This window comes from Geodermatophilus sp. SYSU D00703, from assembly GCF_054050155.1.
The window spans coordinates 340728-352015 of the sequence record NZ_JBJGYU010000002.1; the positions used below are offsets into that span (position 1 = coordinate 340728).

11 protein-coding genes are annotated in these 11288 nt (G+C 74.1%); 9 read left to right on the forward strand and 2 right to left on the reverse strand.

The window, feature by feature from the left end:
* The first annotated feature begins 76 nt into the window (after positions 1 to 76).
* Positions 77 to 1279, forward strand: a complete 1203-nt coding sequence (locus ACI782_RS05120) for a cysteine desulfurase-like protein (protein ID WP_456906757.1) — start codon at positions 77 to 79, stop codon at positions 1277 to 1279.
* A 197-nt stretch (positions 1280 to 1476) separates the two neighbouring features.
* Complete coding sequence (locus tag ACI782_RS05125) at positions 1477 to 3141, forward strand: multicopper oxidase family protein (RefSeq protein WP_456906759.1); 1665 nt, start codon at positions 1477 to 1479, stop codon at positions 3139 to 3141.
* 94 nt (positions 3142 to 3235) lie between these two features.
* Here the strand turns inward: ACI782_RS05125 and mftR are convergent, their stop codons facing one another.
* Entirely contained in the window at positions 3236 to 3829 is a 594-nt protein-coding gene (mftR, locus tag ACI782_RS05130) for a mycofactocin system transcriptional regulator (RefSeq protein WP_456906761.1), read from the reverse strand.
* Positions 3830 to 3997: 168 nt separating this feature from the next.
* On the opposite strand from mftR, the gene mftA reads away from it, so the two are divergent.
* The 6 genes from mftA (at position 3998) to ACI782_RS05160 (ending at position 9446) form a co-directional block, all read left to right on the forward strand.
* Positions 3998 to 4111 (forward strand): mycofactocin precursor MftA, encoded by a 114-nt coding sequence (mftA, locus tag ACI782_RS05135; protein WP_456906763.1) that lies wholly within the window; start codon positions 3998 to 4000, stop codon positions 4109 to 4111.
* Positions 4112 to 4188: 77 nt separating this feature from the next.
* A complete protein-coding gene (mftB, locus tag ACI782_RS05140) occupies positions 4189 to 4533 on the forward strand; it encodes a mycofactocin biosynthesis chaperone MftB (RefSeq protein ID WP_456906765.1) in 345 nt (114 codons plus the stop codon).
* Entirely contained in the window at positions 4530 to 5786 is a 1257-nt protein-coding gene (gene mftC / locus ACI782_RS05145; protein ID WP_456906767.1) for a mycofactocin radical SAM maturase, read from the forward strand. Before mftB ends, mftC begins: the two co-directional genes overlap by 4 nt.
* A gap of 10 nt (positions 5787 to 5796) precedes the next feature.
* Positions 5797 to 6630, forward strand: a complete 834-nt coding sequence (locus tag ACI782_RS05150; protein ID WP_456906769.1) for a mycofactocin-coupled SDR family oxidoreductase — start codon at positions 5797 to 5799, stop codon at positions 6628 to 6630.
* Positions 6631 to 6652: 22 nt separating this feature from the next.
* Positions 6653 to 8569, forward strand: coding sequence for a mycofactocin system FadH/OYE family oxidoreductase 1 (locus tag ACI782_RS05155; RefSeq protein WP_456906771.1), 1917 nt, complete (start codon positions 6653 to 6655; stop codon positions 8567 to 8569).
* Between the two features lie 55 nt (positions 8570 to 8624).
* Positions 8625 to 9446: a mycofactocin-coupled SDR family oxidoreductase gene (locus ACI782_RS05160; protein WP_456906773.1), complete on the forward strand. Its 822-nt coding sequence runs from the start codon at positions 8625 to 8627 to the stop codon at positions 9444 to 9446.
* Positions 9447 to 9665: 219 nt separating this feature from the next.
* On the opposite strand, the gene ACI782_RS05165 is transcribed toward ACI782_RS05160, so the two are convergent.
* Positions 9666 to 10148: a pyridoxamine 5'-phosphate oxidase family protein gene (locus ACI782_RS05165; RefSeq protein WP_456906774.1), complete on the reverse strand. Its 483-nt coding sequence runs from the start codon at positions 10146 to 10148 to the stop codon at positions 9666 to 9668.
* 101 nt (positions 10149 to 10249) lie between these two features.
* Between ACI782_RS05165 and ACI782_RS05170 the strand changes: the two genes are divergently transcribed.
* A complete protein-coding gene (locus tag ACI782_RS05170) occupies positions 10250 to 11068 on the forward strand; it encodes a mycofactocin-coupled SDR family oxidoreductase (RefSeq protein WP_456906776.1) in 819 nt (272 codons plus the stop codon).
* Positions 11069 to 11288 lie beyond the last annotated feature (220 nt).

The window sequence follows — 11288 nt, forward strand, 5'->3', positions numbered from 1 at the left end:
GGCCTGCTCGGTCCGCGGTGCGTGCACACCCTGTGCCCGGCAGCAGCTCGCGGCGGGACCCGGGCATGCTGTCGCGGTGCGCTACGACGTCGACGCCGTCCGTGCCCGCTTCCCGGCCCTGCGCGCCGGAGTCGCCCACTTCGACGGCCCGGGTGGCTCGCAGGTCCCCGACTCGGTGGCGGCGGCGGTCGCCGACACCCTGACCTCGCCGATCGCCAACCGCGGTCGGGTGACGCAGGCCGAGCGCACCGCCGACGACGTCGTCGGAGCCGCGCGCCGGGCGGTGGCCGACCTGGTCGCCGGGAATCCCGGCGGGGTCGTCTTCGGCCGCAGCACGACGCAGCTGACCTACGACTTCTCCCGGACCCTGGCGACCGGCTGGGGGCCGGGCGACGAGGTGGTCGTGACCCGGCTGGACCACGACGCCAACGTCCGGCCGTGGGTGCAGGCGGCGCAGGCGCGCGGCGCGACCGTCCGCTGGGCCGACTTCGACCCGGCCACCGGTGAGCTGCCACCCGAGGCGGTCGCCGCCGTGCTGTCCGACCGCACCCGGCTGGTGGCGGTCACCGGGGCGTCGAACCTGATCGGCACCCGGCCGGACGTCGCCGCGATCACCGTGCTCGCCCACCGGGCCGGCGCGCTCACGTATGTCGACGGGGTGCACCTCACGGCGCACGCCGCGGTGGACGTCGCCGCGCTCGGTGCCGACCTCTACGCCTGCTCGCCGTACAAGTTCCTCGGCCCGCACTGCGGGTGCGTCGTGGCCCGACCCGGCCTGCTGGAGACGCTGCGCCCGGACAAGCTGCTGCCCTCCACCGACGCCGTCCCCGAGCGGTTCGAGCTGGGCACCCTGCCCTACGAGCTGATGGCGGGCACCACCGCGGCGGTCGACTTCCTCGCCGCGCTGGGCGGTCCCGAGGGGGACCGGCGCGCGCGGATCGAGGCGGGGATGGCGGCCGTCGAGGGGCACGAGGACCGGCTGCGGGAGCGCATCGAGGACGCCGTCCGCGGGCTGCCCGGCGTCACCGTGTGGTCGCGGGCGCAGTGGCGGACCCCCACCCTGCTGATGACCTTCGCCGGCCGGGACGCCGCCGACGCGTACCGGTTCCTGGCCGCCCGCGGGGTCAACGCCCCGGCCGGCTCCTTCTACGCGATCGAGGCCTCCCGCCGGCTGGGGCTGGGCGACACCGGCGGCCTGCGGGTGGGGCTGGCGCCCTACAACGACGACTCCGACGTCGACCGGCTGCTGGCCGGGCTGGCGGAGTGGCTCGCCGGCTGAGAGGTGCCTGGGAGGTGGCTGTGGTCATCAGCGCGGCACCGGATCCCGACGGTCGGTGAGGACGCGGCGGCCGTCGGCCCGGATCCCCCCAGGACAGGGCGGTGGGCCCGCCCCACCTCTCGGGTGACGTTGCGGCATGCAACCAGCGGAGTCTCCCTCCCGCCCACCGCTCGCGGGGGACCTCGGAAGGAGACACCGTGCCCAGCAACCTCTCTCGCCGCGACGCCCTCAAGGTCGGCGCGTTCGGCGCGACCGCCCTGACGCTGCCGTTCATCCCCGTGCTGAGCGCGAAGTCGGTGTCGCAGTTGGCCGCCAGCAAGCTGCCCAAGCCCTACACGCTGCCGTTCCGGACCCCGCCGGTGGCGCAGTCGCGGTCGAACTCCGCCTACCCGGGCGCGGCGTTCTACCGGATGGAGCAGCGCCTGCTGACCCCGGAGATCATCCCCGGCTTCACGACGCCGGTCTTCGGCTACTTCGACACCATCGGCGGGGCCGGTGGCACGCCCGGGCCGACCATCCACGCGCAGCAGGGGCAGACCGTCGTCGTCCGGCAGGCCAACACGCTGCCCGAGACCCACCCCGCGCTCGCGTACCGCGACTGGACCTCCACCCACCTGCACGGCTCGCCGTCGCGGCCGCAGTACGACGGCTACGCCAGCGACATGACCCAGCCGGGGGAGTGGAAGGACTACGTCTACGAGAACCGGATGAGCGCCCGCACGCTCTGGTACCACGACCACGGCGTGCACCACACGGCGGAGAACGCCTACATGGGCCTGGCTGCCATGTACATCAGCACCGACCCGGTCGAGCGGGCGCTCCCGCTGCCCAAGGGCGAGTTCGACGTCCCGCTGGTCCTCGGTGACAAGGCCTTCGCCTCCACCGGCGCCCTGCTCTTCGACGACAACAGCCACTCGTCGACGTTCGGCGACGTCATCCTGGTCAACGGCGTCCCCTGGCCGAACATGCAGGTGAAGCGGCGCAAGTACCGGTTCCGGCTGCTCAACGCCTCGGTCTCCCGCGGCTTCAAGCTCGCCCTGAGCGACGGCACCCCGCTGACCGTCATCGGCACCGACGGCGGCCTGATGCCGGCTCCGCAGACCGTGCCGAGCTTCCGGATCGGCATGGCCGAGCGGTACGAGGTGGTCATCGACTTCGCGAAGTACAAGAGGGGCGCGAAGATCCAGCTGAGGAACCTGGGCGTGCCCAACGCCACGGACTACGACAACACCGACAAGGTCATGCAGTTCGAGGTGCTGGACGACACCGGGCCGACGACGGACAACGCCGTGCCGGACGTGCTCGACCCCACCGCGGCCCGCGGCGTGATGAGCCTGACGACCCAGGGTGCGATCAAGCGGTCGATGCGGCTCGAGCGGAACAACGGCGAGTGGGAGGTCAGCGGCATCACCTGGAAGGACATCGAGGACTCCGGCTTCACGCTGGAGTTCGCCACCGTGCAGCCGGGCGCGACCGAGCTGTGGACGATCGAGAACCGGTCCGGCGGCTGGTTCCACCCGCTGCACATCCACCTCGTGGACTTCCAGGTGGTCAGCCGGAACGGGTCACCGCCGCCGGCGCACGAGCGGGGCCCGAAGGACGTCGTCTACGTCGGGGAGAACGAGAAGGTCGACCTCCTCATGCGGTTCCACTCCGCGAACGACCCGAACTCGCACGACCCCGACAGCCGGCCGGAGGAGCTGACCTACCCCGCCGACCACGGGCGGTACATGGTCCACTGCCACAACCTCACCCACGAGGACCACGACATGATGACCCAGTTCTGCGTGGGCGAGGACTCGGTTGACGTCGACCCGATCAACGCCGCGAAGGCGACCAGGGACGCCGAACCGGACGACTGAGGAAGACCCCCTCGCCCCGCCTCTCGCAGGCTCGGGAGGGCCCCTGCGAGGGGGCCACCGGCCGCCGGGCGGTTCCACGTGGAACGGCCGGGCGTCAGGCCGTGCGGAGGGTGGGGAAGCCGGCGGCCAGCTGGTCGAAGGCCGAGTGCAAGTCGTCGGCGAGCGTGGTCGTGCCGTCGGCGAGCCACACCTCGAACGCCGTCGTCGCGGCCGCCCGGGTGGTGGTCGCCACCAGCCGCGGGAGCAGCGCCCCGGGATCCTCCCCGGTGCGCCGCGCCACGTGCTGGGCGACCACCCGGTCGACGTCGGCGTAGCGGACCTGCGAGTGTGCCTGCAGGGCCGGCTCGCGCAGGATCAGCGCCATCCGCTGGCGGAGCATCGGCAGGTCGGCCGCCGAGTAGTCGTTGACCTCGACGTAGGCCGCGCAGATCGAGGCCAGCACCGGCTGCCCGGGGTCGGCCGTCGCCAGCAGCGCGTCCAGCCGCTCGACGTGGGAGGCGAAGTCCCCCCAGACCGCGTCGGCCTTGGTCGCGAAGCAGCGGAAGAAGGTGCGCCGGCTGGTCCCGGCGGCGTCGGCGATCTCGTCCGCGGTGACCTGCTCGAACCCCTTCCGGCTGAAGAGGTCGAGGGCGGCCTGCTCGATGCGGGCACGGGTCTCGGCCCGGACGTCCCCCACCACCGCGGTCACGGTCCCATCTTGCGGCACGCGGTGCCCCGTCCGGGGGGATCCGCGCTGCGCAGGGGCGCAGTCGTCGCCCGTCCGGGTCAGGACGCCGCCCCCGACCCCGGTGTTGCTGGTGGCACTGGGTGTCACTAACGTCCACCCCACTCCGTAACCCCGATCACAGGAGGCGCCATGCCCGAGACCACCACCGACACGCAGGTCGAGGCGCCTGCCGCCGAGGAGGCCCTGGTCGAGGAGTCGCTCGTCGAGGAGGTCTCCATCGACGGCATGTGCGGGGTGTACTGATCGACGCCCCCGTCGCGGCGCCGGTGCCACGCTCGCGTGACGCCGGCGCCGCACACCTGCCGGACCCCGGTCTCCCCGTGTCCACCCCTGACTTCGACCCGTCGCTGCCCTGGCGGCGGGCCCGCTCGGTGGCGTTGCGCCCCGAGCCGTTCGGCGCGCTGGTCTACCACTTCGGCAACCGGAAGCTGTCCTTCCTGAAGTCGAAGACGCTGGTCTCCGTCGTGGAGACGCTCGCCGACCACCCCAGCGCCGAGGCCACCCTCGTCGCGTGCGGGGTCCCCGAGGCCCAGCGCCCCGCCTACGTCAAGGCGCTGGCCGACCTGGCACGTTCGCAGATGATCGAAGTGAGGACCTCGTCGCCCCCCGCCGCTCGCGAGCTCGCGGCGGGCCCCTGCGACGAGGCCGCCCCGGAGGATTCATGACCGCCGTCCTGCCGCCCCGCACGCCCGCCCCGGAACGCCCCACCGGCGGACGGCTGATCGACCAGTTCGAGTACGGGCTGGACGCGCCGATCTGCCTGACCTGGGAGCTCACCTACGCCTGCAACCTGGCGTGCGCGCACTGCCTGTCCTCGTCGGGACGGCGGGACCCCCGCGAGCTCACCACCGCCGAGGCCGAGGCGGTCATCGACGAGCTCCAGCGGATGCAGGTCTTCTACGTCAACGTCGGCGGCGGCGAGCCCACCGTCCGCCCGGACTTCTGGCACCTGCTCGACTACGCCATCGGCCACGACGTCGGCGTCAAGTTCTCGACCAACGGCGTCAAGCTCGACGAGGCCCGCGCCGCGCAGCTGGCCCGTACCGACTACGTCGACGTGCAGATCTCCCTGGACGGCGCCACCGCCGAGGTCAACGACCGCGTCCGCGGCACGGGCTCGTACGCCACCGCCGTCCGGGCGCTGGAGAACCTGGCCGAGGCCGGGATGAAGGACTTCAAGGTCTCCGTCGTCGTGACCCGGGAGAACGTCTCCCAGCTCGACGAGTTCCGGGCGCTCACCGACCGCTACGGTGCCCAGCTGCGGATCACCCGGCTGCGCCCGTCGGGCCGCGGCGCCGACGTCTGGGACCAGCTGCACCCCACCCAGGAGCAGCAGCGGGAGCTGTACTCGTGGCTGCTGGCCAACGGCGACCGCGTGCTGACCGGCGACTCGTTCTTCCACCTGTCGGCCTACGGCCAGTCGCTACCCGGGCTGAACCTGTGCGGCGCCGGCCGGGTGGTCTGCCTCATCGACCCGGTCGGCGACGTCTACGCCTGCCCGTTCGCCATCCACGAGGACTTCCTCGCCGGCAACGTCCGGGACGTGGGCGGCTTCCAGCGGGTGTGGCAGCAATCCGACCTGTTCGCCGAGCTGCGCAGCCCGCAGACCGGTGGCGCCTGCACCAAGTGCGCCCACTTCGACGCCTGCCGGGGTGGCTGCATGGCGGCCAAGTTCTTCACCGGCCTGCCGCTGGACGGCCCCGACCCCGAGTGCGTGCAGGGCTACGGCGAGAGCGCGCTGGCCGCCCGCGACGCGAGCACGGTCATGCCGAAGAGCCACGTCGACCACTCGCACACCGGCCCGGTGCGCGGCCAGCCGACGCTGCTGGGCATCCCGAGCATCCCCGCTCGGCCCACACCCGCACCGCCCGCCCGGATCTGCGACGAGTCCCCGCTCGCCGGTCTGCAGCTGGGCTGAGGCCACCGCGATGGGCCGGCTCGAGGGCGGGGTCGCGTTCGTCACCGGGGCGGCGCGCGGCATCGGCCGCGCGACGGCCGTCCGGTTCGCCCGGGAGGGCGCCGACGTGATCGGGGTGGACGTCGCGGGGCCGATCCGCAGCGCGCAGGCGCCGCCGTCCACCCCGGAGGACCTCGCCGAGACCGCACGCGCGGTCGAGCAGCTGGACCGCCGGATGGTGACCTTCCAGGCCGACGTCACCGACGAGGACGCGCTCACGGCCGGCCTCGCCGACGCCGTGGCGCAGCTGGGCCGGCTCGACGTCGCCGTCGCCAACGCCGGCATCGGCGGCCCCACGGTGCCGGTCGAGGAGTACCCCGCGCAGGCCTTCCGCGACGTCATCGACATCGACCTCACCAGCGTGTTCCTGACCGCGAAGGCCGCGATCCCGCACATCCGGGCGACCGGCGAGGGCGGGGCGATCGTGCTGATCAGCTCCGCCCTCGGCCTGCGCGGCATGCAGAACACCGCCGCCTACACCGCGGCCAAGCACGGCGTGGTCGGCCTGATGAAGGTGCTGGCCATGGAGCTGGCGCCCGACCGCATCCGGGTCAACTCGGTGCACCCGACCAACGTGGACACCCAGCTGATCCAGAACGACAACACCTACCGGCTGTTCCGTCCCGACCTCGAGGACCCGGGACGCGACGACGTCGTCGACGCCTTCCAGGGGCTCAACCTCCTGCCGGTGCCCTGGGTGCAGCCCGACGACGTCGCCGAGGCGGTGCTCTACCTCGCCGCCGACTCCGGCCGCTACGTCACCGGCGGGACCCACCGCGTGGACGCCGGGTGGAACACCAAGTGAGCCCGGCGGCCGCAGGCCGCGGGTGACCCCTGCGCCGAGGCTGCTCGAGCCGTTGGTCCTGGCGGGCCGGACGGCACCCTCGCGGGTGCTGTTCGGCCCGCACGCGACCAACCTCGGCCGCGGGCGGGCACTGTCGGACCGCCACGTCGCCTACTACGCCCGCCGCGCCGCCGGCGGGTGCGGGATCGTCGTCACCGAGACCGCGTCGGTGCACGGCAGCGACCGGCCCTACGAGCGGGCGCCGCTCGCCGCCGACTGCGGCCCCGGCTGGGCCGACGTGGTCGCCGCCTGCCGCCCGGCGGGCGCGCTGGTGCTGGCCGGGCTCGGCCACACCGGGGCGCAGGGGACGAGCGCGCACACCCGGGCCGCGCTCTGGGCGCCGTCCCCCGTGCCCGACGTCGTCAGCCGCGAGGTGCCGGCGGAGATGGAGCCCGCGGAGATCGGTGCGCTCGTCGACGGCTTCGCCGCGGCCGCCCGCACCGCCGTCGCCGCGGACGTGGACGGCGTGGAGGTCGACGCCGGGCCGCGGTCGCTGCTGCGCCAGTTCGCCTCCGGGCTGACCAACACCCGCGCCGACGGGTACGGCGCCGACCGGCTGCGGCTGCTGCGGGAGGTGCTCGCCGCCGTCCGGGCGCAGCTGGGCGCCGGTCGGGTGCTGGCGCTGCGGCTGTCCTGCGACGAGGAGGCGCCCTGGGCGGGCATCACGCCCGAGGTCGCCGCCCGGTACGTCGCCGACCTCGCGCCGCTGGTCGACCTGCTGGTCGTCGTCCGCGGCGGCGGGCTGACGCCCTCGGCGTACCGGCCCGACGGCCACGTCCGGCCCGGCTTCAACGCCGGGCTCACCCGGACGCTCCGGGCGGCCGCCGGGGGGACGCCGGTCGTGCTGCAGGGCTCGGTCGTCGACGTGATCGACGCCGAGGCCGCGCTCGCCGACGGGACCGCCGACGCCGTCGAGATGACCCGCGCGCAGATCGCCGACGCCGACCTCGTGGTCAAGGCCCGCGCGGGCGTCCCGATCCGGCCCTGCACCCTCTGCAACCAGGCCTGCCGCGTGCGCGACGTCCGCAACCCGCTGGTCAGCTGCGTGGCCGACCCCCGCAGCGGGCACGAGACCGAGGACCCCGACCCTGAGGGCCTTTGTGGCCACTTTGGCCGACCCGGGGACGGCGGAAATGGCCATCTCTGCCCCACGGGGCGGGAGGTCGTCGTGGCCGGCGGGGGGCCGGCCGGGCTGGAGGCGGCGCGGGTGCTGGCCGCCGCCGGCGCCGACGTGCGGCTGGTGGAGCGCAGCGACCGGCTCGGCGGCGCGCTGCCGCTGGTGGCGGCGCTGCCCGGCCGGTCGCGGTTCGCCGACCTCGCCGCCTGGCTCGTGGGCGAGGTCGAGCGGCTGGGCGTGCACGTGGAGCTCGGCACGGCGGCCGGGGTGGCCGACGTCGTCGCCACCGGCGCCTCGCCCCGGTCGCCCACACCCGGCGTGCTCACCGCCGCCGACGTCCTCGCCGGCACCGAGCTGCCCCCCGGCCCGGTGGTGGTGCACGACCCCGCCGGTGGACCGGCCGGCACGGGCGTGGCCGAGCTGCTGGCCGCCGCCGGGCGCGAGGTCACCGTGGTGACCCCCGACGAGGTGGTCGGCGTGCGGCTGGCCGAGGACCTCGCCCCGGCCAACACCCGGCTGCTGCGGGCCGGGGTGCACCGGCGCACCGAGGTGGTGCTGCGCGGCGTGCAGGGCGGGACGGCGGTGCTCGCCGACCGGTGGACCGGCACGGAGATCCGCATCCCGTGCGCCGTCCTCGTCGAGGCCGGCCCTGCGCGGCCCGGGGGCGTCCCGGACGGGGCGCTCGCCGCCGGGGACGTCGTGGCGCCGCGGACGGTGCTCGAGGCCGTGCTCGAGGGCCGGCGCGCGGCGCAGGTGTGGCTGGGGCGCTGCTCGCGGCCGTGACGTGCCCCTAGGTTGTGGTCTGCGTCACCACGGAGCGGATCGCGGAGGAGCGGACATGGGGAAGCTCGACGGCAAGGTCGCCTTCATCACCGGAGCGGCGCGGGGGCAGGGGCGCTCGCACGCCGTCCGGCTCGCGCAGGAGGGCGCCGACGTGATCGCCGTCGACCTGTGTGCCCAGATGGACACCATCGGCTATCCCATGGCCACCCCCGACGACCTGGCCGAGACGGTGCGGGCGGTGGAGGCCCTGGACCGCCGCATCGTCGCCCGGCAGGCCGACGTCCGGGACGTGGCCGCGCTGCGGTCGGCCGTCGAGGACGGCGTCGCCGAGCTCGGCCGGGTCGACATCGTGCTGGCCAACGCGGGCATCTCCGCCGCGGGCAGTCCCGAACCCTCTCCCGAGCGCACCTGGGACGACGTCATCGGGGTCAACCTGACCGGGGTGTGGAACACGGTGCACGTCGCCGCGCCCCGGATGATCGAGCAGGGCGAGGGCGGTTCCATCGTGCTCACCAGCTCGACCCAGGGGCTCACCGGCCGGGGCGGTGACGGCAGCGCCGCGGTCACCGCGTACGCGGCCAGCAAGCACGGCGTCGTCGGCCTGATGCGCAGCTTCGCCCACTGGCTGGCCCCCCACCGGATCCGGGTCAACTGCGTGCACCCGACCGGCGCGGCGACCCCGATGGTGGAGAACGAGGTGCTGCAGAACTGGCTCGCGGCGAACGAGGAGTCCGCCGGGATGCTGGCCAACCTCATGCCGGTCGAGCTCATCGAGGCCGTCGACGTCAGCAACGCCATCGCCTGGCTGGTGAGCGACGAGGGCCGCTACGTCACCGGGGTTCCGCTGCCCGTCGACGCGGGCTTCACGGTCCGGTAGCGGCCGGGGACGCTGTGGCACTGCTCACCCGGTCGACCCGAGGCCCTCCTCCGACAGCAGGTCGGGCAGCAGGTCGGCCAGGGTGAGCGCGGCGAGGAACACGAGCAGGACGGCGACGGTGAACACGGGGCACCTCCAGCGCGGACGGTGCTCCCACCGTCCCGCCGCGCCCTGGGGACGGGCCCCGCGCGGGCTGGGAGTCGCCTGTGGGCCGGCGGGCTACCGGAGGTCGACCTTGTCGCTCTCGCCGGCCTCGATCCGCTGCCCGGTCGCCTTGGCCTTGACGAAGCTGAACGCGGTGGCGAGCCGACCGCCCGGGGCGTCCCAGTACTCGGCCGAGTCGGCGTCGACCTTGAGGAGCACGACGGAGGAGTCCTCCGGGCCCTGCGGCAGCCACGCCTCGGCACCGCTGTTCCACAGCTCCTTCTTCTTGGCGACGTCGTCGACGATCGACGCGTGCCCGGTCAGCGACACCCACGTGCCGCCGGAGCCGATCCCGACGTTCACCTGGGGCGAGGCCGCGATGTGGGCCAGCCAGTCGGTGCCCCGCTCGGCGAAGAACCACAGGTCGCCGTCGAACTCCACCTCCTGCAGGGTCATCGGGCGGCTGGTGAGCTTGCCGCCGGGGTCGATGGTGGTGAGGAAGCCGAAGCGCTCCCCCTTGATCAGGTCGGCGACCTTGCGGGTGTCGTCTGTGGTCATGACGGGGCAGTGCCCGGCGCCGCCGCCGCCGAAGCATCCGGCCGTTGTCCCGGCCAACGGGCCTCCCCTACGTTGCGACCACGACCGGGAGGGGAGCGGGGATGGGCAAGCTCGACGGCAAGGTCGCGTTCATCACCGGGGCCGCCCGCGGCCAGGGTCGTTCGCACGCCGTCCGGTTGGCGCAGGAGGGGGCCGACGTGATCGCCGTCGACCTCTGCGCGCAGATCGACACCGTGCCCTACCCGATGGCCACGCCGGAGGACCTCGCCCGGACGGTCGAGGAGGTGGAGGCCCTCGACCGCCGCATCGTGGCCCGCCGGGCCGACGTCCGCAGCCTGCCGGACGTGGAGGAGGCCGTCCGCGCCGGGGTCGCCGAGCTGGGCCGGCTCGACATCGTGCTCGCCAACGCCGGGATCGCGCCCATGGGAGACGAGGAGGAGGCCGCCCGCGCCTGGCAGGACGTCATCGATGTGAACCTGACCGGGGTCTGGAACACCCTGCGGGCCGCCGCCCCGGTCCTCGTGGAGCAGGGCCAGGGCGGCGCGATCGTGCTGACCAGCTCCACGGCAGGCCTCAAGGGGATCGGCGGCGACTCCGGCGGTGGCCAGGGCTACGCAGCCGCCAAGCACGGCGTCGTCGGCTTGATGCGCACCTTCGCCAACTCGCTGGGCCCGCACGGCATCCGGGTCAACTCCGTGCACCCGACCGGCGTGAACACCCCGATGATCGTCAACGAGTTCATGCAGCAGTGGCTGTCGGAGATCCCCGCGGAGGCCGCAGGGGCGCTGAGCAACCTCCTGCCGGTCGACGTCATCGAGTCGGTCGACGTCAGCAACGCGATCGTCTGGCTGGTCAGTGACGACGCCCGCTACGTCACCGGGGTGACGCTGCCGGTCGACGCCGGCTTCACCGTGAAGTAGGTCGGACGGCGTCCACCGGTCCGACTCCGCGCCTCGGTCCGCTCCTCGCTCGCAGAGCTCGCTGCGATGCTCCCTCGGCTGTCGTCAGACGGTGTCCACCGGTCCGACTCCGCGCCTCGGTCCGCTCCTCGCTCGCAGAGCTCGCTGCGATGCTCCCTCGGCTGTCGTCAGACGGTGTCCACCGGTCCGACTCCGCGCCTCGGTCCGCTCCTCGCTCGCA

What these genes read in the sequence shown, in the direction of transcription:
- mftA (WP_456906763.1), top strand. Translation starts at nt 3,998, where the DNA reads ATGCCCGAGACCACCACCGACACGCAGGTCGAGGCGCCTGCCGCCGAG.
- mftC (WP_456906767.1), top strand. Translation starts at nt 4,530, where the DNA reads ATGACCGCCGTCCTGCCGCCCCGCACGCCCGCCCCGGAACGCCCCACC.
- ACI782_RS05150 (WP_456906769.1), top strand. Translation starts at nt 5,797, where the DNA reads ATGGGCCGGCTCGAGGGCGGGGTCGCGTTCGTCACCGGGGCGGCGCGC.
- ACI782_RS05160 (WP_456906773.1), top strand. Translation starts at nt 8,625, where the DNA reads ATGGGGAAGCTCGACGGCAAGGTCGCCTTCATCACCGGAGCGGCGCGG.
- ACI782_RS05165 (WP_456906774.1), bottom strand. Translation starts at nt 10,148, where the DNA reads ATGACCACAGACGACACCCGCAAGGTCGCCGACCTGATCAAGGGGGAG.
- ACI782_RS05170 (WP_456906776.1), top strand. Translation starts at nt 10,250, where the DNA reads ATGGGCAAGCTCGACGGCAAGGTCGCGTTCATCACCGGGGCCGCCCGC.